The organism is Enterococcus sp. AZ177 (genome assembly GCF_050544585.1).
Lineage (GTDB): Bacteria > Bacillota > Bacilli > Lactobacillales > Enterococcaceae > Enterococcus_L > Enterococcus_L plantarum.
Map to the genome: position 1 here is coordinate 2601259 of NZ_CP172944.1, position 23898 is coordinate 2625156.

General features: G+C 35.9%; 19 protein-coding genes. 7 read left to right on the forward strand and 12 right to left on the reverse strand.

Annotated features, from left to right (window positions below):
* Nucleotides 1-20: 20 nt before the first annotated feature.
* Nucleotides 21-2657 (reverse strand): cation-translocating P-type ATPase, encoded by a 2637-nt coding sequence (locus IGJ34_RS12825; protein WP_430597603.1) that lies wholly within the window; start codon nucleotides 2655-2657, stop codon nucleotides 21-23.
* A gap of 711 nt (nucleotides 2658-3368) precedes the next feature.
* On the opposite strand from IGJ34_RS12825, the gene IGJ34_RS12830 reads away from it, so the two are divergent.
* Nucleotides 3369-3623 carry a helix-turn-helix transcriptional regulator gene (locus IGJ34_RS12830; RefSeq protein WP_069653851.1) on the forward strand — a complete coding sequence of 85 codons (255 nt, stop codon included), beginning with the start codon at nucleotides 3369-3371 and terminating at the stop codon, nucleotides 3621-3623.
* Between the two features lie 19 nt (nucleotides 3624-3642).
* Nucleotides 3643-3975 (forward strand): hypothetical protein, encoded by a 333-nt coding sequence (locus IGJ34_RS12835; protein ID WP_069653852.1) that lies wholly within the window; start codon nucleotides 3643-3645, stop codon nucleotides 3973-3975.
* Between the two features lie 53 nt (nucleotides 3976-4028).
* Here IGJ34_RS12835 and IGJ34_RS12840 read toward each other — a convergent pair whose 3' ends face one another.
* Together IGJ34_RS12840 and lanM are read right to left on the reverse strand one after the other, a co-directional pair.
* A complete protein-coding gene (locus IGJ34_RS12840) occupies nucleotides 4029-4202 on the reverse strand; it encodes a hypothetical protein (RefSeq protein ID WP_167351504.1) in 174 nt (57 codons plus the stop codon).
* Nucleotides 4203-4282: 80 nt separating this feature from the next.
* A complete protein-coding gene (gene lanM / locus IGJ34_RS12845; protein WP_430597604.1) occupies nucleotides 4283-7159 on the reverse strand; it encodes a type 2 lanthipeptide synthetase LanM in 2877 nt (958 codons plus the stop codon).
* Between the two features lie 407 nt (nucleotides 7160-7566).
* On the opposite strand from lanM, the gene spx reads away from it, so the two are divergent.
* A complete protein-coding gene (gene spx / locus IGJ34_RS12850; protein WP_430597605.1) occupies nucleotides 7567-7965 on the forward strand; it encodes a transcriptional regulator Spx in 399 nt (132 codons plus the stop codon).
* 152 nt (nucleotides 7966-8117) lie between these two features.
* On the opposite strand, the gene queA is transcribed toward spx, so the two are convergent.
* The 5 genes from queA to IGJ34_RS12875 all read right to left on the reverse strand — a co-directional run bounded on the left by queA (nucleotide 8118) and on the right by IGJ34_RS12875 (nucleotide 12707).
* A complete protein-coding gene (gene queA, locus IGJ34_RS12855) occupies nucleotides 8118-9149 on the reverse strand; it encodes a tRNA preQ1(34) S-adenosylmethionine ribosyltransferase-isomerase QueA (RefSeq protein WP_069653854.1) in 1032 nt (343 codons plus the stop codon).
* Nucleotides 9150-9359: 210 nt separating this feature from the next.
* Nucleotides 9360-10907: a DUF4097 family beta strand repeat-containing protein gene (locus IGJ34_RS12860; protein WP_430597606.1), complete on the reverse strand. Its 1548-nt coding sequence runs from the start codon at nucleotides 10905-10907 to the stop codon at nucleotides 9360-9362.
* 8 nt (nucleotides 10908-10915) lie between these two features.
* Nucleotides 10916-11233 carry a PadR family transcriptional regulator gene (locus tag IGJ34_RS12865; RefSeq protein WP_069653855.1) on the reverse strand — a complete coding sequence of 106 codons (318 nt, stop codon included), beginning with the start codon at nucleotides 11231-11233 and terminating at the stop codon, nucleotides 10916-10918.
* 229 nt (nucleotides 11234-11462) lie between these two features.
* Nucleotides 11463-11981, reverse strand: coding sequence for a hypothetical protein (locus IGJ34_RS12870; RefSeq protein ID WP_430597607.1), 519 nt, complete (start codon nucleotides 11979-11981; stop codon nucleotides 11463-11465).
* 36 nt (nucleotides 11982-12017) lie between these two features.
* Nucleotides 12018-12707, reverse strand: coding sequence for a hypothetical protein (locus IGJ34_RS12875; RefSeq protein ID WP_430597608.1), 690 nt, complete (start codon nucleotides 12705-12707; stop codon nucleotides 12018-12020).
* A 537-nt stretch (nucleotides 12708-13244) separates the two neighbouring features.
* On the opposite strand from IGJ34_RS12875, the gene IGJ34_RS12880 reads away from it, so the two are divergent.
* Genes IGJ34_RS12880 through IGJ34_RS12895 form a run of 4 tightly spaced genes read left to right on the forward strand, consistent with a single transcriptional unit; the run spans nucleotide 13245 to nucleotide 16678 of the window.
* Nucleotides 13245-14438 carry a betaine/proline/choline family ABC transporter ATP-binding protein gene (locus IGJ34_RS12880; protein WP_430597609.1) on the forward strand — a complete coding sequence of 398 codons (1194 nt, stop codon included), beginning with the start codon at nucleotides 13245-13247 and terminating at the stop codon, nucleotides 14436-14438.
* A gap of 4 nt (nucleotides 14439-14442) precedes the next feature.
* On the forward strand, nucleotides 14443-15078 hold the full coding sequence (locus tag IGJ34_RS12885) for an ABC transporter permease (RefSeq protein WP_069646389.1): 636 nt from the start codon (nucleotides 14443-14445) through the stop codon (nucleotides 15076-15078).
* On the forward strand, nucleotides 15075-16010 hold the full coding sequence (locus IGJ34_RS12890; protein ID WP_430597610.1) for an osmoprotectant ABC transporter substrate-binding protein: 936 nt from the start codon (nucleotides 15075-15077) through the stop codon (nucleotides 16008-16010). The genes IGJ34_RS12885 and IGJ34_RS12890 overlap by 4 nt, the downstream gene beginning before the upstream one ends.
* Complete coding sequence (locus tag IGJ34_RS12895) at nucleotides 16010-16678, forward strand: ABC transporter permease (protein WP_069653861.1); 669 nt, start codon at nucleotides 16010-16012, stop codon at nucleotides 16676-16678. The genes IGJ34_RS12890 and IGJ34_RS12895 overlap by 1 nt, the downstream gene beginning before the upstream one ends.
* Before the next feature lie 53 nt (nucleotides 16679-16731).
* On the opposite strand, the gene IGJ34_RS12900 is transcribed toward IGJ34_RS12895, so the two are convergent.
* The 4 genes from IGJ34_RS12900 to IGJ34_RS12915 all read right to left on the reverse strand — a co-directional run bounded on the left by IGJ34_RS12900 (nucleotide 16732) and on the right by IGJ34_RS12915 (nucleotide 23803).
* Entirely contained in the window at nucleotides 16732-18555 is a 1824-nt protein-coding gene (locus IGJ34_RS12900; protein WP_430597611.1) for an APC family permease, read from the reverse strand.
* Nucleotides 18556-19222: 667 nt separating this feature from the next.
* Nucleotides 19223-19558: a hypothetical protein gene (locus IGJ34_RS12905; protein ID WP_069653863.1), complete on the reverse strand. Its 336-nt coding sequence runs from the start codon at nucleotides 19556-19558 to the stop codon at nucleotides 19223-19225.
* A gap of 147 nt (nucleotides 19559-19705) precedes the next feature.
* Nucleotides 19706-20869, reverse strand: a complete 1164-nt coding sequence (locus IGJ34_RS12910) for a cation diffusion facilitator family transporter (RefSeq protein ID WP_181429537.1) — start codon at nucleotides 20867-20869, stop codon at nucleotides 19706-19708.
* Nucleotides 20870-21136: 267 nt separating this feature from the next.
* Nucleotides 21137-23803 carry a YhgE/Pip family protein gene (locus IGJ34_RS12915; RefSeq protein ID WP_430597612.1) on the reverse strand — a complete coding sequence of 889 codons (2667 nt, stop codon included), beginning with the start codon at nucleotides 23801-23803 and terminating at the stop codon, nucleotides 21137-21139.
* Between the last annotated feature and the right edge of the window lie 95 nt (nucleotides 23804-23898).

Below are 23898 nucleotides of genomic sequence, written 5' to 3' on the forward strand. Positions count from 1 at the left end.
GCGTTGCAGTTATTCTATTTTTATTCAGTTTCTTCTTCTGTTGAATAATGGAATTTGATCATCTCATTTACAAAAATTGGCACGATCGATAAGCCCATTACTAATAACCAGTGATTCATTCCAATTGGAACTAATCCGAACAGATCTTGTGTGAATGGTAATAAAGCAATAACTGTCGTAATAATAACAGCCAACACAGCCATTTCAAACAGTGATTTATTCGTTGATAATTTTACTCTAAAAATCGATTCTGTACTTCTAACATTAAAGACATGTAAAATCGATGAATAAGCTAAAATCAAGAATGCAACAGTTTGACCAATTTCATGACTTGCTTCGAAAAAGTATGACACTGAATCAACATTTGCACCCAAGTAAAAACCAAACAAGGTGATTACCGTGAAGACAAACGCATTGATCCCAATTTTCTGCCATAAACCACGGGCAAATATTCCTTCATTTCTTGGAATTGGCGCTTCATCCATGATCCCTTTTTCAGCTGGCTCTTTCCCTAAAGCAAACCCTGGAAGACCATCTGCCACAACGTTAACAAATAATAATTGAACCGCCGTAAATGGTGCACCCCAACCTAACAACATCGCGATCAATACAATGAATATTTCCGAGATATTACAGCTCAGTAAAAAGTTTACCGCTTTACGAATATTTCGATAGACGGCTCGGCCTTGTCCTACTGCATCAACGATGGTTGCAAAATTATCATCCGTTAAAATCATATCCGCAGCTCCTTGAGCGACATCCGTTCCTGTAATACCCATGGCACATCCAACATCACTTGCTTTTAGAGCTGGTGCATCGTTGACTCCATCACCCGTCATAGCAACAACCGCTCCTGTACGTTGCCAAGACTTAACAATACGAATTTTATCCTCTGGTGTCACTCGAGCATAAACAGAAAGTGATTTCACTCGTGAATCTAGTTCTTCATCAGACATTTTTTGCAACTCTGATCCTGTCAAAGCTTCACTCTTATCTGTTAAAATCCCTAATTCTTTCGCAATCGCTCCTGCTGTTACTACATGGTCCCCTGTGATCATAACTGTTTTGATTCCAGCCTTTTTAGCTCTAGCAATAGCACCTTTACTTTCCGGTCTCGGCGGATCGATCATACCAATCAATCCTAACAGTCGCAGATTCTTCTCTAAAGCCTCTGAAGTGATTTCAGTTGGTTCTTCATCATAGATTGCATAACCAACTGCAATAACGCGTAATGCCCGTTTTCCAAATCGGTCGTTCACTACAGCTGCTTGATCTAAATCGCCAAAACGGAAACGTGTCAATAAAACATCAAACGCACCTTTGGTTACAGAGATATATTTTTTCCCCATTTTATGGACTGTTGTCATCATTTTACGCTCTGAATCAAATGGAATTTCACCAATTCTTGGGTATTTTTCTTCTAATTCAGCTTTTGTATGATAATTTTCTTCCACTGCGCGTACAATTGCAGCCTCCGTTGGATTCCCTTGGATAACCAAGTCGTCTCCTTCTTTGTCCACAATAACATCCGTACATAAAGAAGCCATTTTTAAAACTTCCATCGCTTCATCTGTCATTGCATCTTCGGTATCCGTTACTTCGTCTCCACGAGACCAGACACGTCTAACACGCATTTTATTTTGTGTTAACGTTCCTGTTTTGTCAGAACAAATAACGTTTGCAGTTCCAAGTGTTTCAACAGCTGGCAAACGGCGAATGATTGCATGTTTTTTAGCCATTTTCTGCACACCATAAGCGAGTGTTAATGTTACAATCACCATCAACGTTTCAGGTACCGCTGCTACTGCTAGCGATACTGCTGTCATGAACATTTCCAACATTGGCTCACCTTGTAATTCACCAATGATAAACACTAATGCTGCAGCACCTAACGCAATGAAACTGATACGCTTACCTAACTGATTCAAACGTTTTTGTAACGGTGTCTGCTGTGTCACGTCATCGTTCAATAATCCAGCGATTTTTCCCATTTCAGTTTGCATACCAGTTGCTGTAACGATTGCTCGACCACGACCGTTTGAAACCGTACAACCTTTAAATACCATATTGATTTGATCCCCGATTGGTGCATCAGATTTCCCTATGTACTCTGAATCTTTTTCAATAGGTTCACTTTCCCCGGTAAGGGCAGATTCTTCCACTCTAAGTTGCGATGCTTGAATCAAACGAGCATCTGCTGTAATCATCGAGCCTGATTCTAGTACAAGTATATCGCCAACAACAACATCTTCTGCATCGATGGTCTCTACTTTGCCATCACGTAAAACAGAACTGCTTTGCTTATTCATATCCTGCAATGCTGCTAACGATTTTTCAGCATTTCCTTCTTGAACAATGGCCAATACCGCATTGATGATCACAATTGCGATAATCAGAATCCCTTCAAAATAATCTCCATGATCCGTAGCAATTGCTGTATAAAACGAAATAGCTGCTGCAACTAATAAAATCATTGTGGTGAAATCAGATAAACTGTGAAGAAACTTTTTCAGGATCGATTCTTTTTTAGCTTCCTGAAACTTATTAGCGCCATGTTCATTAAGGCTTCTCTTTACCTCTTGTTCCGTCAATCCTTGCTCTTTATTTGTGTTCACTTCTTTGATAATTGTCTCGATAGGTTGTTTGTATGCTTCCATCCTATCCCCCCATTCTTATTTTTTCCTTCTATTAATATAGTATCTACATTCACTATACCATGTTTTTTTTTCAAACTTCAATAAATATGGCTAATTTTTTATTTTTTCTTCACACTTTTTTTGATTACTCACTCAGCCATTAAATAATTAGAGAAAGTGAAAAATAAAATTCTTTTATTTGAAAACGTTTTCTATCCGTGTTATTATACTTGTAGAAGGAAGGAGGATTAATCAGTTGGATTGAAGAATTTCTCGAAGCACGAAACGAATAAACACAAAATTGTTAGCAGAACAGGATTCACCTTTCAAAACAGTGTGTCTATGTAGAGTATAAAGATCATAAAAACATCTTTACAAATAGTGAGTATGTGTAAAAGGTTGGATGATTCATCCAAATAAATCAAAAAACACATATAAAGATTGTTTAATCAAAAAAAAAATTTAAGCAACGAAATGTAGAAAATGTAATGAAGACAAGATTTGGTTTATGAACAAGAAATTCAACTAATTACTTTGCATGTATAACGAAAAGTAAAAAAAACTCATTCGATACACTGATTCCTTCCAGAAACGAAAGCCAGGCTAATCGAGAAGCTTGGCTTTTTTCTCTATATTTTATCTGCATGATATTTGTAAGTGAAAGTAAGATATGGTATATTGACTATGCGCTTTTTATTTAATACATAAATTAGACTATTGGAGGGATTTGCATTGCCAAAAAAGAAGAACTCATCTTTTGAGAGTTCCATTCACGTCTACAGAGCCATGAAACGCATGACCCAACAGGAACTTGCTGACAAAGTGGGAGTATCTAGACAAACAATTATTCAACTAGAAAGAAATAGATACAATCCTTCCCTTTTACTGGCTCACGACATAGCAGACGTTTTCGAAGTGCCGATTGAACAGATTTTCACTTTCAAGAAATTAACCGAAGACGAGCAAACAGACGAAGAAACCGACTAACGGAAGGAAAGGATAAATTATGACTGAATCACTTAAATCTTTTTTTGATAACTTGCCTGTCAATCACTGGTCTAGCCTAGTGGTTATTGCACTATCCATTGTGTTTATCGTATATTCTGTTTACTTTTTCTTTAGTAAAGAAGGAAAAGACGAACGTGGAAAGAAAATTATTTCAGCAGCAAGTTTTATTTCTTTTATTATCACTTTAATTATACTATTTGCTTTAAGTAACTTATTCTACGATATTGCATCTTACAATGAATTAGCATATTCATGGATTTTGAATTTTGCTGTATTAATTATATCTGGTACTGAAGCTATTTGTATTATGATTTTAAAGAAATCAATTTAATAGATAAAAAAAAGAACTAACTCTTGTTAGTTCTTTTTTTTATCTATTCATGTTTATGGCCAACAAACTAACCGAGACCAACCGCCCACAGTATTTGCAACGATTGTTTCTGATCTATCCATAGTATCTTCAGAGTTCTTACTTCTTTCAAACGAAGCTCCTACTACTACATCAACTTTTTTTGAATCTTTTGTAGTTTCCATTTTTTCAATAGATAATTTTCTCATGATAATATTCCTCCCCTTACTTCAATACATAAATTATAAAACGTTCTCACGAATAAGTAAAGTTCTTTTTTCAGATTGTTTCACTTAACGAATAACAAGGAATGAACATTGAACGAGTCATACGCTCTTAACAATTGAAACCCTATCCCTGCTAAGCCGCAAAAAAGACCAATGGGAATGCATTCTGGATCAGATTTTAATTTAATGACATTACCCATTAATAAATTAATATCATTTAAATAATTATCGTTATTTCCAAAATTTCCATGGCATAAACAATCATCCTCTACATTTTCAAGAATTTCCTTCGTAAAAGTGAGGTTCAATACTTTTCCTACTTCCATAATGCCCAATGTTCCTCGACACCATGATTTAGTTACAATTACGTCTTTTTCAAGCCTTTCTTCAAACTTCTCTTGATACCAAGCTAGTTTTTCTTTTGTCTTCTTGTCATTAAGAACTTGGTCTGCTCTACTCAAACCATAACATACTCCCGCATAACCATGAGCAAAGCTATTGTCATCCATCTCGTCACAAGTCACTGCTTGTACATATTTTACAAGTAGTTCGTAGGCTTTTTGCTCCTGGAATGTTTGATAGACCGCTGCTAAAACTGTTAATAAGCTAGCTTTACCATAAATCCATTCATTCCATTTATTTTGTTCTTCTATCTGAGATTTTTCTAACGTTGCTAAGCTATTTTCCATGTATAAACGATGCTTGTCATCCTTGAGCAGTCTTGTCACATAAAATGCAACGGTCAGACGCATTCCATCATCGAAGAAAGCACTTTGGTAAGTCTTTGATTCGTTTTCAATTAGAAAAATTTCTTTTTCCAATAAATCAATCATTTCTTGGTAGCTCTTTTTTGGAACAAAGTAGTTCAAATATACTAAAAACAGGTACATGCCCCCGCTACCTTCATAAAGGTCTGTTCCAGGATACACGATTCCTATCTCATCATCTGATTCTGGAAAAACAGACATCCAAGTTACATCGCCATATTCTGGATCTACCATCATCTGATCAACGATTTTATCACCAATATCAGCCGCTTTTTGTAATAATGAGGAGTCAATTGAACCGTTTTCTGTTGGAATCACTATTTCTTGCGTATTATATTCTAGAGTACCTAGACTTTCCTTTAGTAACAGATACGAAAAATGACTGGTTTTCTCTGTTATCTGCTCCATATGCTTTACCGTATCTTCTAACGGGGTCTGTATTAATAAATGCTCTAGCTCATGACCGTTTATGCCAATCGTTGTTGATGAGGTGTTAGCTGTCACTAAAGGCACATCATGATCTAACATCGCGTTTATTTCGAAAGGAATCAATGGTTCTGGAACAATTTTGCTCCTCCATAGACTTTCAATGACCTTTTCACGTTCAATATAATTAGACATACAATCTGTGTGTAAAGTAAAATTCAATAAATTCCCATACTGTTGTGTATCTCTGTATATGAGTCGGATCGTTGTATTTGCCAATAATGTTTTGACTTGTTCAATAAATTTAGCTTTGTTTTTTAGTAATAGTTGATTCATTTTTTCAAACGACGTTTGGATCACCTGACGGTAAAGTAGATAATCAACTTCTTTTCCAGCTAGACGCGGAATATTCTGGGCGCCGTCCATATAGGCTTCTTCTAATTGAAAAGCAATATCGCTAGAACGATCATTTCTCAATCTTCTGACCTTTTTTGGTAATTTTTGCTTGGTACCAGATAACGCGTCCATTTCCAATTCACGTTTCCATTGTTTTTTTTGCGGTAGTAAACCTGATACAAGTACAGATTGTTTTTCTATTCGCGTTTGTTTCGATATTGGTTGAGTCAAGCTGAACATTTCAGGCCGAATCAACGTCTCAACATCGATCAACACAGGATGTGGCCCATGAGCAATCACGTTTTCCATATGTAAATCCGTTGCCCCTAACCAATAGACGATTGCCAGTAACTGGCCATACTCTTGATAAAAATCAGTCACATTCCCTTCATTTTTACATTCCTGATATGCGACTTTTTCCTCAATGGTAAATGTCGGGCGAATGATTCGCTTGATTTTATAAAAGGACAACGTTGAATCTAAGCTTTCAAGATAGGTCAATAAAGCATTAAAACGCTCTCCTATTTCTAGATTCTTAAACTTAAAAATCAGCGGTGTACCTTGCACTTGAAACTGGATCACTGTTCTCCCACGATTATGACTATCTCCTTGTCCGAGTTCAATTTTAGTGAGTTCCATCGGCGTAGAGATAGCAAACGTTTCAGTTAAAGAGTCTGATGAAGCGTTTACAGAAGAGATAAACTCCTCGATTACTTCACACGCAAAAGTCAACCTGACCGCAAGAATTCTAGCCAGTGTAGGATATTCTCCAAAAAAAAGATAGGTTCGTTCCTTATCACCAAGAAATTCTTCGATGTATTTAGTGAACTCAGCTTCTTTAGATTCAGCTTGAAGCTGATATTCTTCAATCATCTGATGGACATCCCAGACTAATGTTTTTTGCGCAATAAAAAAGAACTCATTGGATAATTGATCGACTAGCTCTGTCACTACTTTTTCTGGTATGTGAAGCGACGGAAATTTTTGTAAAATAGTTCGGATATGTTCTTCGTAATAATGCAAATGAAAACGCAATGCAGTGACTAATGTCATTTCTTTTATTGGGATTTCAACTGAAAATAGCTGTCTGTGAAGTTGGAACCACTCACTTTTTTCAACAGTCGGCATTAATAATGTCGCACGTTCTTCAGTAAAAGGTAATAGTCCCATGCCAAACGTTCGTTTATCTACATGATAATGTTGAACTATTTTATCATAATCGGCTATTTTCAATAAACTTTTACGTGCTTGCCACTGTTTTAAATAATCCTCGGATTCTATATCTAAGTCTTTCCAACACTGGATTCTTTCTGATATTGTTGTAGCGTAACTATAGGTTAATTCTTCCATCAGCGATCCCTCTCCTTTGACATTTTCTGTCTTCTTTATAATCATAATAAAAAAGTAGGAAAAATACTATCATAAGTTTATTTCATTATTAATTCTAACAACATAAAAATGATGATTTCCAACAATTAACCTCTCGAAATCCAGTATTTCTTTGTCAAAGGAATAGCGACATTTTTAATCGCTCATTAAAATAAAGCCTTTACATAACAAGCCCGATTTCTTAATGTCACAATTGGTATTGAAATGACCCAAAAAAATAACAAAAGTTTGTGAATTTTCATTTATATTTACCTTTTGATAAAAACAAACAGCTATTTCGTAAGCATTTATTTTGTGAATCTTTTACTTTTAGTATATTATAGTTATTAAGAGGTATGTACCAATATTTTCGAAAGGATCTGAAATTTATGTTAAAATTGTATACAACAAATAGCTGTACATCATGTAGAAAAGCACGGAGATGGCTGATCGATCATGATATTCCATTTGAAGAAAAGAATTTTGGCACTACTCCTATTACATTAGATGAACTAAAAAATATATTAATCCTTACGGAAGAAGGAACAGAAGATATCATTTCGATTCGTTCTAAAGTCTTCCAAAAGTTAGATACAGATATTAATGAGCTCCCTTTGCACGTATTATTAGAACTTATCCAAAATAATCCTGGACTACTTCGTCGTCCAATTATGATTGATGAAAAAAGATTACAGATTGGTTTCAACGAAGATGAAATTCGTTGTTTCTTACCAAGATCAGTCCGTAAAAAAGAATTGTCCCAAACATTACTTTTAAGCGGTTTATAATTGCTACTACCTCGAATCCAAAAAATAAAAAACTCATTCATTTCTAAGTTTGAACAAATAGGACAAGCACAATCTGCGAACCAGATTGCACTTATTTCCTACTCACTTCACTTAGAGATAGAATGAGTTTTTTGTTAGACGTTTATTTTGTATCACTTCACAAACATTGCGTCTCCAAAACTAAAGAACCGATAACGTTCATCAATTGCATGCTGATACGCCGCAAGTGTTAATTCTTTACCAGCGAATGCACTGACTAACATTACTAAGGTTGACTTAGGCAAATGAAAATTCGTTGAGAAAGCTTGTACGACTTTAAATTCATATCCTGGCGTAATAAAAATATCTGTCCAGCCACTATCTGCTTTGATTTGTCCATCAAACTTGGTTCCGATTGTTTCTAACGTACGAATCGATGTTGTTCCTACTGCAACAATTTTCCCTCCGTTTTTACGAACGTTATTCAGTTGAGCGGCGGCTTCTTCTGTTAAACGATAAAATTCACTATGCATTTCATGTTCTGAAATATTATCCACACTAACGGGACGGAAAGTTCCTAATCCGACGTGTAAGGTCAAATAAACAAGCTTCACGCCCTTTGACTGAATTTTAGCAAGTAGTTCCTGCGTAAAGTGCAAACCTGCTGTAGGGGCTGCTGCAGACCCATTTTCTTTGGCATAGACGGTTTGATACCGATCTGGATCTTCTAAACGCTCTTTAATGTACGGCGGCAAAGGCATTTCTCCAAGAGATTCTAAAATTTCTAAAAAGATTCCTTCATACTTAAACGTCACAATCCGACCACCATGTTCTAATTCTTCCACAACAGTTGCCGTCAGACGACCATCGCCAAAGCTGATTTTGGTGCCAACTTTTGCGCGTTTGGCTGGTTTTATCAGTGTTTCCCATGTGTCTCCATCTGTATTGGTCAAAAGAAGTACTTCTAAATGCCCACCTGTTTCAGGTTTTTCACCATATAAGCGAGCCGGCAGCACTCTTGTATCATTCATGACCAGTGCGTCACCAGGAGTTAATTCATCAATGATCTCGTGAAAATGTTTATCTTCTATTTCCTTGGTTTCTCGATTTAAAACTAAAAGTCTTGAACTTGTTCGATCTTTTAAAGGCGTTTGGGCAATCAGTTCTTCTGGTAAATCAAAATCAAAATCTTCTGTACTAAGCATATTTGTCACTCTTTCTACTTGATTTGTCTTGGCTATTCTACCATTTTTTAGGTTATCTGGCTATGAAGTTCATTTCTTCTTTGGTGATAAGTTAATTGATAGGGCTCTTTTTACTATCAATGAAACTAAATAAAAAGTCTAGAGCTAAAACTAAAAAATAGTTTCCCTCTAGACTCTATATTTCTATAAGATTTGAAGCTACTGAAAATGTTATTCAACTTTTTCTAAAATTTTGACATCTCCGCTTTTTGATTTTACATCAATTAAATAGTTTGTGTTATCTTGCAGATCAGCAAAATCATTCCTCATCTCACCAGTATCTGTATTTGCTTTAATAGTTACGGGTTGACTGGGGCCTTGCAGCCATTTGATAAAGCCCGACTGGCTAGATACAGTTGCATTTACTTTGCTTTCCTGGATAGCAATCGTGGTACCTGATCCATTTTCAAGTGCTAATGTACCTTGATTTTCTTCTGAAATGATTTTACCAGTTTCATTGCTTATCATGAGCTCACCTTTTGTTCTCTTAACAATGACTTGGCCATTTGTGGCAGTAGCGTTCAGTTTCTTTGTTTCAGAATCTTCTAAAATCGTACGGCCCGATCGATTGTTTAGGACAACATTATCTGAGCGTAGGAATTTTAAAATAGACAGTCCTTTATTCCCTTCAATGCTCAGATCACCTAACATGCCCGTGATAATTGTTTTGCCAGAATCACTGTTTACTTTCAAATTCATTGCAGATTCTTCTATGATCACATCACCATACGCACTACGTATAGTCCCCGTATCTGCAATAATATTTTTCACATAGACATCACCTGTAATTAATTCTAAATCAAAATTCTTTGTTTGAATATCCAACAAACGCAAATCTCCACGGCTTAAGCCTAAATGAAAATCATCAAGAATTGCCCCTTTTGGAATGAAAAAAATCACTTCAGATCGTCCAGTTTTAGTAAAGACATCAAACATATTTTCTTGATCCAAAGTCAAATTTATTTTATTTTCATATGAACCACGTTCAATTTTTTGGATATCACTTTCTTTAAAACGCCCCTTGACCATCAAGCTTGGCTTTTCCGCACTAGATACTTCTACAGTCGTAAACTCAACATCCGCATCTGAATCAAAACGAAAGGCAGCATGTTTTTCAGAAGATAAACGAATCTCCTTATAGTAAGGTCTACCTCTGTACAGCAATTGATTGGTTACAGAAAAAAACAGAAGCATCAATAAACTCAATCCCAGCAATCCACTCGATAAACCATTGATCAACCGACGTTTTTTTAAAATCCAACTTTTAACTACTTGCAAAATAATTGCCAACAATAGTAGACTCAAAATCGTTGGAATTCCGGCAAGATTTTGTTCTTCATTCAGCTCTTTAAATAGATATATCAAGAAGAAAGAAAGAGTTGCTAATAGGATGAGTAGTATAAATGGTTTGAAAAAATTCAATACTGTTTTTACACATTTGTGTATTCTTTTTTTCTGTGTTTGAATGAATACCTCTTGAATTGCTTCTCTTGGTACAACAGAAGTTTTAGCATTGATTGCCGCAGATAAACTGAGATCCGCATAAAAATCTGCGGCAATCTCTTCCGGTGGCGCAAGTCTAGATACTACCTCAGCCTCTGTCTGTCCCTCTTCTAAACAAATAGCTAATTGTTCCAATAAATCTTCTTTTAACTCATTGAACTGTTCTATATCTTCTTCAGCAAAAGCAGCCTTTAGTTGGTTTAAATAGTCTTCCATCGTCTGTACTATTCTGCCTCCCTTAGTTTACTTACTTGTTCAACGAAATCATCCCAATCACTTTCTAAAAGTTTCAAGTATTCTTTTCCTTTGTCAGTCATTTTATAGTATTTTCTGGATGGACCATCGGGTGATTCTTTTGTATAGATATCACAATAGGATTCCTTGACTAATCGACGTAAAACGGGATAAAGCGCGCCTTCAGTAATAGGTATAAACTGATTCACTCGTTGTGTTAATTCATATCCATATCTATCTTCTTTTTGAATAAGATGAAGCACACACATTTCTAAAGCACCTTTTTTAAACTGGCTAGAAGCCCTCATCGCTCAATCCCCTTATCACAGTTTTGATTGACAAAATTACCCGCTATCTCTTATAAGTATCCACTGAAATAAACCGATTACAACACCAGTTAGTAAGATGCCAATCTTTACGATTCTTCTAGAAAAAAACGTTCTCCTTAATAAGTAAAGTCTAGCTTCTCAAAACGTTGAAAATCAGTCCTGCTACAAAATGATTTATGCTTTAGAACAAAAAAGGTTTGGCCTTCTATCAGTGGTTATAGCGGTTGTAATTCTTTTTCTCTTGAATGATACCTTGACGTTCTTCCGGTGTCAAATTAGGATCGCTTAACTGCTCGCCCCACTCTCTGTTTCTCCGTCCTATTTCTTGTCCATTAGCTGACGCACCAGAAACGGCCTCGGTTCCTTCTGTATTTTCTGGCGATAGAGGTGATGTCTCCTCTACTGCTTGTTGACTTGCCGCTGATTCTTTTTCTGTCTCTTTCAGAGCTTTCTGATTAGCAGCTTGTTCCTCTTCTACTTTTTTCGCGTCCTCTTGTTGCTTTTTTTGGGCTCGTTTTGTTTCTTTTGCCTCTAACTTTTTCTTAATTGAATTTTCAACATGAGTAATCTTTTTTGATACGACTTCAGCAAGATGTTCTCTTTTTAAAGCAAAACGTTCCTTAACTGCCTCATCTTTTGAAAATGTAGCATTCGCGGTATTGATTGTCTGAGACATTCCCACACCAACGATAAAAAGAGCCAAACAAAATACTATAAATTTTTTCATTCTAATTTCCCCTTAATCACTATATTTTTTATCAAATTATCCTTGAAAAGCATCCAATAGTTCTCCGTATCGTTTCTCTTCATCTACAATGATCCAATATTTTTTTTCTTTCTTATCCGGCTCCAATTCTAAATAAATCGTCTTCGTTTCTTTGGATGCTTTCAATTCTTTAAACGCTTCTTTTAGTGCCTCAAATTGAAGTTGATTATGGTCTTTCTCTGTTAGTTCGTTTAATTCATTTAAAATGCCTTTTAATTGCTTTTCATCAGAAATTTTGTCTATGTCTTCTATATGTTTGACCGTGTCATACCCTTTATCTCTTAACCACTTTACTAATTCTTCATCTGTCTTCTTATCCAAAGTCTGATTAAACGCTTTCTGATCTAAACCCGTCACTTTTACTTGTGCTTTATACTTATTTGAGGAACTGTCTTTCATTTTTACAGAAAAGCTGGTTTCTTCATCCAATCGTTCTTGATAAATTTCTACCAAGTCCTTTGCTTGTTCTTTTGAAACATCGAATAATTCAGAGAAATCCTGAATCAGATCGTTCTGACTAGGCGCATCTAATTGATAGAAGTACTTTTCTGCCTCTTCATTATCTGTATCATAAATGACATTATTGATAAAAGTTGTGGCAACATCTTTCGGATCTGCATCCTTTGCGCATCCAGTCAAAATAACAACTATTAAAGCGAAGATTATAACTATTCTCTTAATTTTCATGTGCTTAATAAACTCCTTTTATGCTATTAATTACTGTCTTTTTTTGTATCTTTTCTATTTTTGAGTAAATCAGATCTACCTTATGATAATAGTAACGCTTACGTGAAAAGTTCTGCATCTTAAAGGTAACCGTAACGTTACCCACTAACATAATCATACGCAATCGAACCATTTTTACAGGTTAACTACTATTAAATGACCCTACACACCAACTATCTTAAACTATTTCTTTAAATTTCATGCTCCTTCCCTACTCTATTATTCATAAAACAGTAGATGCTCATCATCAATATACTAAGGTTCCTTACTATTGTCAATAGAATAATAGTTCCCTAATCACGCTCACTATTCTTTACTCCCAAATTCGTTGGTAAAATCGAATAATTTTCTCACAAATTTTAATTTAAAATGACAAAAAAAACATCTGATTTGTCCAAATCGTTATTTTGTAGCATACTAGTAGTAGAAACGTTTGTTAGGAAACACTGCAATCATTTAAAGAATGAGACACAGAAAAAAGAATTTGGGGTGAGAAAGTTGATCGAATTTCAACATGTTTCAAAAATTTACAAAGGCGGTAAAATCGCTGTAGATGACGTCAATCTGTCTTTTAATAAAGGGGAGTTTATCTGCTTTATCGGAACTAGCGGAAGTGGTAAAACAACCTCTATGCGGATGATCAATCGAATGACTGATCCTTCAAAAGGAAAAATCATGATCAATGGTGAAGATATTCAAACAATCAATCCAGTAGAATTACGCAGAAAAATTGGCTATGTCATTCAAAATATCGGCTTGATGCCACACATGACGATTAGAGAAAATATCGTTCTTGTACCGAAGTTATTAAAAGTTGACCTAGAAGAACGAAATAAAATCGCAGAAAAAATGATTGATTTAGTTGAACTCCCTAGAGAAATGCTAGATCGTTATCCCAATGAGCTATCCGGAGGTCAGCAACAACGAATCGGTGTTGTCCGCGCTCTTGCAGCGAATCAGGATATTATCTTGATGGATGAACCTTTTGGAGCTTTAGATCCAATCACAAGAGACTCTTTACAAGATTTAGTTAAAGATTTACAAGAACGTTTAGGAAAAACCATTGTGTTTGTTACCCACGATATGGATGAAGCATTAAAATTATCGAATCGAATTGCCATCATGAGCGAAGGGAAAGTCATTCAATTTGATACACCAGACAATATCTTACGTCATCCAGCCAATGAATTTGTCGAAGAGTTGATCGGTGAAGATCGCTTGATCCAGGCTAAACCAGATATCACCACAGTTGGTGAAGTCATGCTAAATAACGCTATCACGATCACCCCGGAAAAATCATTGTCAGAAGCAATCAAACTAATGAGAGAAAAACGTGTTGATACACTCTTAGTGGTAGATGGCGCAGGCGTCTTAAAAGGCTTTGTTGACGTTGAAACGATTGACCGCCGTAGAAATACCGCGACAAGTGTCAGCGATATCATGAATCCTAAAGTATTCTTTGTAAAAAAATCCTCATTATTACGCGATACCCTGCAACGAATTTTAAAACGTGGACTAAAATATGTTCCCGTTGTTGATGACCGACAAAAAGTCGTTGGAATTCTAACTAGAGCTTCTTTAGTAGACATTGTGTATGATGTTATCTGGGGTGAAGAAGAAACAGAAGAAACCACTCCATTTACAAGTGAAACAGAATCAACTGATGTCAAACAACCTCAAGCGGAGGTGTAGCAAAATGAATCAGTTTCTTTTAGAAAGAGGAAATGAACTTGTCACTAAAATCGGTGAACATATTTTTATTTCTGGTGTTGCACTTATCTTAGGAATTTTGTTTGCTGTCCCAATTGGAATCTTGTTGACGAGAACAAAAAGAACGGCTGCCATTGTCATTGGTTTAACAAGTGCCTTACAGACCGTTCCTTCATTGGCACTACTTGCATTGATGATTCCGATCTTTGGTGTTGGTAAAATTCCAGCAATCATTGCGTTACTTATCTACTCTCTATTACCTATTTTAAGAAATACGTATATTGGGATCAAAGAAGTAAGTTCTGATTATAAAGATGCTGCCAAAGGAATGGGCATGACAAATGTGCAATCGATTTTCATGGTTGAGTTACCTATCGCTATGCCAACGATCATGGCCGGAATTCGCCTAGCTGCAGTGTATGTCATTGCATGGGCAACGCTCGCTTCTTACATTGGTGCTGGTGGTCTCGGAGACTTCATTTTCAGCGGATTAAATAATTATCAACCTGATTTGATTTTTGCGGGAACCATTCCTGTTACTATTTTAGCTTTAGCTGCAGACTTATTATTGGGTCTGTTAGAGAAGAAATTAACTCCTAAAGCATTAAGGGAGGCAGAATGATGAAACGTAAATTAAAATTATTACTCATAACATTTTTTAGCGCATTGCTTTTATCTGGTTGTTCTTTACCTGGGCTTGCTTCTAATTCCGATGATTCTACGATTTCCATTACTGGTGGAATTACATCAGAAGCGCAAATACTAGCAAGTTTAGTTGCTGGCATGATTGAACATTATACAGATGAAAAAACGACGATCATCAACAATTTAGCAACAACTACGATCAATCATCAAGCAATGATGAACGGAGATGCTCAAATTTCAGCAGCTCGTTATACCGGAACCGATTTGACGACTACCTTAAACATGGACCCAATCAAAGATCCTAAAAAAGCGTTTGATGTCGTGCAAAAAGAGTTTCAAAAAAGATTCCAACAAAAATGGTTTAATTCTTATGGGTTTGCTAATACCTATGCATTTATGGTCACACAAGAAACAGCAAAAAAATACAATTTAAAAACCATCAGCGACCTAAAAAAAGTTGGTGATCAATTGACCGCTGGCGTTGACACCTCTTGGATCGACCGTAAAGGCGATGGGTATAAAGGATTTACTGAAACATATGGCTTTGACTTCAAACGTGTTTTTCCTATGCAAATCGGTTTAGTTTATGATGCTGTTGCGGCTAATAAGATGGACGTTGTTTTAGGGTATTCAACAGATGGCCGGATTGGCAGTTATGATTTAGTTATTTTAGAAGATGACCTTCACTTCTTCCCACCTTACGATGCCTGTGCCGTTGCAACGGATGAACTCTTAGAAAAACATCCTGAATTGAACGATGTCATTGCTAAACTTTCAGGAAAAATTTCGACAGAAACAATGCAAAAACTAAATTATCAAGCAGACAACGATTTAATGGAACCAGCAACAGTTGCGGAAAACTTCTTAAAAGAACACCATTTCTTCGAATCTGAAGGAGGTGGGAAATAATGCAGAATCTACAAGATATGAATTTACTACAACAGTTTTTCTATTACTTTGAGCAAAACGGTAGTTATGTTTTGAGTCAATTTGTTCGGCATTTCTTAATTTCCATCTACGGTGTATTATTTGCTGCAATCGTAGGAATCCCAATTGGTATTTTCATTGCTCGAAGAAGAAAAATGGCTGGTTGGGTCGTGAGTATCGCAAACTTAATTCAAACAGTTCCTTCCCTAGCAATGCTCTCTATTTTGATGCTAGGTCTTGGCCTTGGAGTGAATACCGTTATTGTTACAGTCTTTCTCTATTCTCTTTTACCGATCATTAAGAATACCTATACTGGGATGATTCAAGTTGATCGAAATATTTTAGATGTCGGTAAAGGCATGGGGATGACAAAATGGCAACGACTTTATATGGTGGAATTGCCACTCTCCGTTTCTGTAATTATGGCAGGGATTCGTAATGCTTTAGTTGTGGCGATCGGAATCACAGCAATTGGTGCTTTTGTAGGTGCCGGCGGTCTTGGCGATATTATTATTCGTGGAACAAATGCCACAGATGGTACCGCAATTATCCTTGTTGGAGCATTGCCAACGGCTTTAATGGCTATCATTACAGACTGGATATTAGGCATGATCGAACGCCGATTAGATCCAGCGAGTAAACATTCCTAGAATTTGACAAACAGAGCAAGTAAGAATGTTAACTATTCTTACTTGCTCTGTTTCTATTTCTTCAAATGATAACTATACGTTGCGACAACGATATTTTCTCGCCAAGATAACCGTAGACGTAAACGTAAACTCGTCTGATTATGCAAAATATTTTGCCAACGTCGATTAGGGACAAATTGCGGGATCAACACCGTCGTCGTATACTGTCGCTTCGCTGAATTTTTACTCACCAAATCAACATAACGAAGAATAGGGTTCGTAATCGACCGATAAGATGAATGAACGACAGAAAAACGAATATCAGGAAAATGTCGCTTAAATTCTGCTTCAATTTCCTTTTCTTTTGCGATATTTTCATCTAATGACACATGCATCGCAACCACATAATCACCGATCGAACGAGCATAATTTACAGCTCCCACATTTGCCTGAGTCGCATTCCCAACTAAAACGATGACTGTATTGCCATAAAATTCCTGTTGCTTCACAGTTTCCTCTAAGCGCAATTGTTCAGCTACATTTTGATAATGAGCATGGATACTGTAAAAAACAAAAATCAAAACAGGCATAATAATAAAGAATGGCCAGATATCGCCTAAACGATACATGAATAAAATAACGATAATCGCATAAGAAATAAACGCACCGACAATATTAGCAATCGATTTTGATAACCATTTTTCAGTCTCTTTCCGCCATTTAAGAACCATCCCTGTCTGAGATAAGGCAAACGGAATAAGCACACCAATGGAATACAGCGGAATCAATCGTTCCGTCGACCCTTGAAAAATCAATAACAAAACAACCGATCCAGCTGCCAAAGTCAAAATCCCATTTGAGTAACCCAAACGATCTCCCCGATCCATATACATATGGGGCATAAATTTATCTTTTGCTAGATTGTATGCGAGTACTGGAAAAGCCGAAAATCCCGTATTAGCAGCAACAGCTAAAATCAACGCTGTAGAAAATTGCAGTACATAATAAAGAATATTCTGTCCAAAAACCGCTTTCCCGATTTGAGCTAGCACAGTTACTTCAGTTTGTGGGACGATTCCATACCAATAGTTTATGAACGTGATGCCGACAAAGAAAAATCCTAAAATTGCCGCCATCAATGTTAATGTTCCAGCCGCATTTTTTGCTCGAGGTTTTTTGAAAAATGGCACGGCATTGCTAATTGCTTCAACCCCCGTTAAAGAAGATGAACCAGATGAGAATGCTCGTAAAATCAACGCAATCGTGATACCTGGTACAACGGTTCCTGGAATTGCGGTCGCATGTAATGGTACGGCACCTGTAAAGATTTTAACTAAACCTGTTGCAATGAGCAGTGTAATCACGGCAATAAAACTATAAACAGGCAACATCAAAAAACTAGCGGATTCTCTCAATCCCCGTAAATTCATCAACATAATCAACAAAACAATGACAATCGAAATTGCAACTTGGTGACCGTATAAAGCCGGTACCGCCGAAATGATCGCCTCAGCTCCTGCAGAAACCGAAACAGCAACCGTTAACATGTAGTCAACTAACAGTGACCCACCAGCCACTAGACCTGCATTTTTTCCCAAATTTTCACTACTAACAACGTAAGCTCCACCGCCATGAGGATACGCATGAATGATTTGCCGATAAGATAACGTTAATGATATAAGTAAAATAATAACAAAAGCAGCAATCGGTAGTGAATACCATATAGCAGCAGCAGACAGTGTAACAAGTACAACAACTATTTGTTCTGTACCATAAGCAATTGAAGACAATGCATCTGATGACAACAAAGCCAATGCTGCAAATCGACTTAATTTATGTTCATCATTTTCAGTAGATTTCAATGGTTTTCCGATGAACAATCGTTTTAAATAGTCCACTTTTTCCCCTCTCCTTCTCTATTTTTTTATAACCTATTAGTAGGAAAAATTTGTATTTTTTTCCACAAACAATGACATATGCTACGCTCATAAATTGGGATTGTCAATTATTTTCATGTTAAACTATTAAAAAATTTATCACTCTTTCTTTATCCATTAAAGAAACGCTCAGTCCGTTGATTTTCTTCATTATAACAAGAGTGTTATTTTAAAAAAAATAGTTCGTCTTCCATTCTTTTCTCGGCGTTAATAGAAAAAGAACAAACCATTTCTTAAACCTTACTAAAAACGTCTAAACAATATTCGTACAGACTTTAAAAGTAAAAAAGCGACTGAGTGATAACTATTTTGTTGTGTGCTCTAAAAGTTAGACTGTTTTAGGTGTGGAGAAATCCGCCCTTTTTATATTGTTAAAATTTTTTCAATTACCAACTTCGTTGCCAAAGGAGTCCCTCCTTCATTAAGAAGATACGCTTGAACTACTTGGTATTTTAAATTTACTATCCTATTTTGCCATAGTAAAAAGGGTGTGATACAAAAGTAAAAATCACTTTTGTATCACACCCTAAATACGAATAAATGGTGGGAGAAGAAGCAATCCCTTCGGAAATAAGCGCTTCTGTCCCATCCGCCTCACAACATTTTACGTCAGCTCTTCGTCACTGTTTTATTGATAATACTCTCGGTTCATACTTTCATATTCATCCAAGTGCCATTCTTGAATAGCAGATTCTTCTGAAGCATCTCGATTCAGATACCCCAGTCCCACTGGTTTAGAATACTGCGTATTTGACATCAACATATGAGAAATTGTTTCATCTTGCATTTTTATTATATGCTTTAAACGAACTTTTTCTAATTTCAAATCCGTAATTTTTTCTTGTTTTCTCTCTTTTTTTTCTAACAAATTCTGTAATAATTGTTTGTCTCTGATAATCACTAATGTTAAAACAACAATCACTATCACTAAAAAATATAGAACCATCAATAAATTTGTATCCATTTTTCTATTTCCCCCTAACAAGTCCTCATCTATATTAACATGTTAGGAGCTTTTGTTTTTCTCATTTTTTTATATAAAATAACTATATTTATATAATTTTTGAGAAAAATTATAAATATATTCTTTTTTTCGTCATTATAGAGACCTCTACAATAGGTAATTGTGATCAAACGTTATTTCTACTATATAATCGCCAATATTTCTATAGACTTGCTCTTGTAGACGAATCTTTAATTCTTGATCGGTTCCTTTAAAATGATTTGGGACAACTAAGTCGAATAAAATGCGCGGTTTTCCACCATGATCCACTAAACGAATATCATGTCCCTTTAACTCGTCACTAATTCCTTTAATAACCTTTTTCAGCTCTTGATGAATAAACTGTTGCCTTTGATCATGTAAATTTACCGGATCGATATGACAAACGAGTTCTACACCCAACTGCTTTTTAAATTTATTTTCGATCTCGTCGATTGTTTCATGAGCCTTTGTTAAATCCCAACGATCATCGATTTCAATATGTACGGAAGCAAACATTTTACTTGGTCCATACTGATGAATCAATAAATCATGGTATCCTACAATTTCTGAAACAGATGATAAATACAGCTTCATTTCATCGATTGCTGCTTGATTAGGGCGTAACCCCATCAACTCATTTACAAATTCTCGAATCAACTGAAGGCCACTAAAAATAATGTAGCAAGCAATGACCAATCCCACGATTCCATCGATCTTTAATCCCGTCACTCCTTCAACTGTAGCTGAAACTAATACAGCAATCGTCGTAAATACATCATTTAAACTATCTTTAGCCGTTGCAACTAGTGTATTGGAGTCAATTTTTTTAGCAACACGCTGATAAAAAACACTTTGCCACACTTTGATCAATATCGATAAAACTAAAATAATCAAAATTACTGGAGTAACTGTAATACTTTGCGGATTTTTGATCCGATCGATCGATGTCATAAAAAATTGAAAACCGACAAATGTAATCAGTAAAGAAACCAACATACCACTGATGTATTCGAATCGTTCATGACCATATGGATGTTCTTCATCTGCTGGCTTACCAGAAATATAAAAACCGACTAAGGTCAAAACAGATGATACTGTATCTGACAAGTTGTTCATTGCATCTGCCATGATCGACACACTACCGGAAATCAACCCTATCAAAAATTTACTGACAAAGAGTAGCATGTTAGATAATAATCCTACGATTCCAGCAAAAATCCCAAATGCTGTTCGAATATCTGAACTTTTTTGTTGCTTTTTTTCAAAACGACCAATTAAAAAATTTATCATCATAATCCCTACCTCGTTTTTAGCATATTTCAAAACTATAAAATGATTTCAAAAATTTGTATAGTGAAAAACGACTTTTATTAGCGACTTTTTATTGTTTAGAAAGCCCCGATTTGAATGCTTGGAGGTCTTTTCTTTTTTGTTAGGGGCACCTTGAAAAGAGGAAGCTTGTCTCTATTATGTCCTGTTTATCACAAAATAGCAAAAGAGTGAAGCAAACTTATTCCAAAGTTGCCTCACTCTTTTGTTATAAATAACTACACTATTTTAGTGGAAGATACGACTCTCATGAGAGACCTTCTCTAATTTCTTCGTTTTTTCCTCGACATACGGATATAAGAAAATCCCTAATACACAGAAAACGATCGCAATACCACTTAAAATGATAATTGCTTTCCACGCGTTTGGCCAGTAAATTCCTCCTGCCGATTCTCGCAATAAATTCACCGCATAGGTAAATGGTAAAAACGGATTAATAAACTGGAAGAATTTACCAGACACTTGTATTGGATAATTCCCGCCACCGCCAGAAATAGACAGTACTAATATAATGATCGCAGCTCCTTTTCCTACGTTTCCGAACAGCGCTACTAAAACGTAAACAATCATCATAAAGGCGAAAGCGATCAATAAGGCAAACAAGACACTATAAAAAGGTTGTCTTACATCTACACCCAATAAGAAATAATTTCCTAACGTCACAATCAACGCTTGTGCTAATCCCATGACTAAGAATGTCAACATTCTTGCAGAAAATTGTTCTCGTTTAGAATATTTCGTGCGGTCCTTTTCGTCTAAATAAAAATCGGTTGTTGCAACGCTTGAAAACAACACTGCGCCGACCCATAAACACAAAGCTGTATAAAACGGTGTACTCGCTGAGCCATTATTTGCAATAGGATAGATTTTATCTTCAGATATTTCTACGGGTTTCGAGAAGAAGTCACTTTCAGCATTGGCGTCAAGTTTAAACAGTTTTATCACTTGACCAAGGTCTACATCCTTTTCACCTTTTCGGATTGCTTCAGCGGCTTTACGCACCCCAGTTTTGATGGTTGGCCAATCGTTTTGAACTAAGTCATTGGCTTTATCTAATGCAGACTCTAAATCCGGCATTTTGTCATTGACCGTATTCAATGTATCTGTGATATTATTTCTGATTCCTAGATAATCATTTTGAATGAAATTTGCTGCTAATCCAAGTTTATCTTCTATTACAGGCAATTCGTTATTGTAAAGGTCGGCACCTTTGTTGATCCCATTTACGATTGTATCCATATGGCCGTTCAATAAAACATTGGCATCATGAACTTCTTGTTTAATTGCAGGTAACTCTGCTTGGTATTTTTCTAAAATGCCGATTGCATTTGAAACAGTACCTTGTGTTGCGTTTAATAATGAAGCAAAGTCTATTTGTTTTGCCTTATCAAGGAGTCCTTGAGCGGTACTAATTGTTGCGATCAGTTTCGTTAAGATATCATTGACCATCGTTGAAACCGCCTCAACATCAATACTTGATGCGGTTGTAGCAATTTCATTGGCTGCATTTTGAATCGCTTCTAAGTCAGCATCTGTAATAGCATTTACATCTAAATTATCCACTTTGACTTTTAAATCTGAAATCATATTACTAATTGTTGTTAACTTATCAATAGTAGGCTGTAACTCTTGATTTCCAGCGGATTCTTGAATCTGTGTCAACGTTTGGATCAATTGTTGAACAACCACTTGCTGTTTTCCTAGACTAGCTGACAATTGTTGTTTCAGCATTTCGCGCTCGTCAGGTGTCAAACGATTGTCTCGTAGTTGCTCGACAACAGATGAAACGCTAGAACTGATTGTTCCAATTGCTTGTAAGGTCACTTTCATACTACTTGTAATGCCTGGTAGTGCCTCTTGCAATTTCGTTGCCCCTTCACTCGTGGCAGTCGCTAATTGATCTGCTTGATTTCCAAGTTTTTCAATGTCTGGTAGTGCAGTTTGAACTTGTTGAATAATCGTTAAGCCTTGTTTCGCTTCTTCGATCCCTTCATTCATCGTTTGTTCAACAGAAGCAAAATCATCATCGATCATCGCTAATTGTTTACCAGCATTTTGAATTTCCGGAATTTTTTCTTGCAACGTTAAAATAACTTTCGCTTGTTCTTTGATTGTCGGTATCTTATTATTTAAATCAACTAATTTCGCTCCTAATGCATCGACTTCTGGCAAATATTCAACAAACTCATTTGCTTTCGCCAATTTTGTTTTTAGTTCTGGCATTTTCCCGTGTAATGCTACAACTTCTTGTGTGTATTTATCGATTTGAGCCATGTTTTCATCTGTTGAAAGAATCATGTTTTTTACTTTTGTGATACTGACTAAATTAGAATCTAAGTTGTAGCCAATATCATTAAAAACCTTGACCAATGTCCCACTAGCTGTTTTAGTAAATTCATCAGTGATTTGTGCTTGTAAAGAAGTCGCGCCCTTTTCCGCAATTTTTGGTGCAATTGCGTTGATCTTCTCATTGATTGAATAGTCTATTTTAGGCTTAGTGATTTCCCCTGTCGTAAAACTTAACAAATCTTTGGAGAAATCTTTGGGTAGATAAATACCAGCATAATATTTACCTGATCGTACGCCCTTGTCTAGTTCTTCTTTAGAATCGACGAACCGCCAACCCAATTGTTTGTTTTTATGAAGATTTTTTAAGACTTCCTCACCAATATTGACTTTTTTACCTTTGAATGATGCTGCTTGATCATCACTGTATACTGCAATTGGTAACTCTCCTGTGTTTGCATAAGGATCCCATAAAGCTTCAATATTGAACCATGCATAAAGTGATGGAATAATCATCAGTGCAATAATCAAAAATGTAGCGATTGGGTTTTTAAAAATGCGTTGCCAATCTAATTTAAATAACTTCAATGTATTTTTTATATGTTTCATCCTGCTCACCCACTCTTTTTAATGACTGATTTACTTTAGCATAATTATTTTATCAATAACAAATGAAAAATCCAATTTTTGTCTATTTCTACGAC

Bases quoted from the DNA above. Each gene is read 5' to 3' on its own strand.
- lanM (WP_430597604.1), bottom strand. From the start codon at position 7,159: ATGGAAGAATTAACCTATAGTTACGCTACAACAATATCAGAAAGAATC.
- spx (WP_430597605.1), top strand. From the start codon at position 7,567: ATGTTAAAATTGTATACAACAAATAGCTGTACATCATGTAGAAAAGCA.
- IGJ34_RS12860 (WP_430597606.1), bottom strand. From the start codon at position 10,907: ATGGAAGACTATTTAAACCAACTAAAGGCTGCTTTTGCTGAAGAAGAT.
- IGJ34_RS12915 (WP_430597612.1), bottom strand. From the start codon at position 23,803: ATGAAACATATAAAAAATACATTGAAGTTATTTAAATTAGATTGGCAA.
- IGJ34_RS12870 (WP_430597607.1), bottom strand. From the start codon at position 11,981: ATGAAAAAATTTATAGTATTTTGTTTGGCTCTTTTTATCGTTGGTGTG.
- IGJ34_RS12840 (WP_167351504.1), bottom strand. From the start codon at position 4,202: ATGAGAAAATTATCTATTGAAAAAATGGAAACTACAAAAGATTCAAAA.
- IGJ34_RS12875 (WP_430597608.1), bottom strand. From the start codon at position 12,707: ATGAAAATTAAGAGAATAGTTATAATCTTCGCTTTAATAGTTGTTATT.
- IGJ34_RS12885 (WP_069646389.1), top strand. From the start codon at position 14,443: ATGAATCAGTTTCTTTTAGAAAGAGGAAATGAACTTGTCACTAAAATC.
- IGJ34_RS12895 (WP_069653861.1), top strand. From the start codon at position 16,010: ATGCAGAATCTACAAGATATGAATTTACTACAACAGTTTTTCTATTAC.
- IGJ34_RS12910 (WP_181429537.1), bottom strand. From the start codon at position 20,869: ATGATAAATTTTTTAATTGGTCGTTTTGAAAAAAAGCAACAAAAAAGT.
- IGJ34_RS12890 (WP_430597610.1), top strand. From the start codon at position 15,075: ATGATGAAACGTAAATTAAAATTATTACTCATAACATTTTTTAGCGCA.
- IGJ34_RS12865 (WP_069653855.1), bottom strand. From the start codon at position 11,233: ATGAGGGCTTCTAGCCAGTTTAAAAAAGGTGCTTTAGAAATGTGTGTG.
- IGJ34_RS12835 (WP_069653852.1), top strand. From the start codon at position 3,643: ATGACTGAATCACTTAAATCTTTTTTTGATAACTTGCCTGTCAATCAC.
- IGJ34_RS12905 (WP_069653863.1), bottom strand. From the start codon at position 19,558: ATGGATACAAATTTATTGATGGTTCTATATTTTTTAGTGATAGTGATT.
- IGJ34_RS12825 (WP_430597603.1), bottom strand. From the start codon at position 2,657: ATGGAAGCATACAAACAACCTATCGAGACAATTATCAAAGAAGTGAAC.
- queA (WP_069653854.1), bottom strand. From the start codon at position 9,149: ATGCTTAGTACAGAAGATTTTGATTTTGATTTACCAGAAGAACTGATT.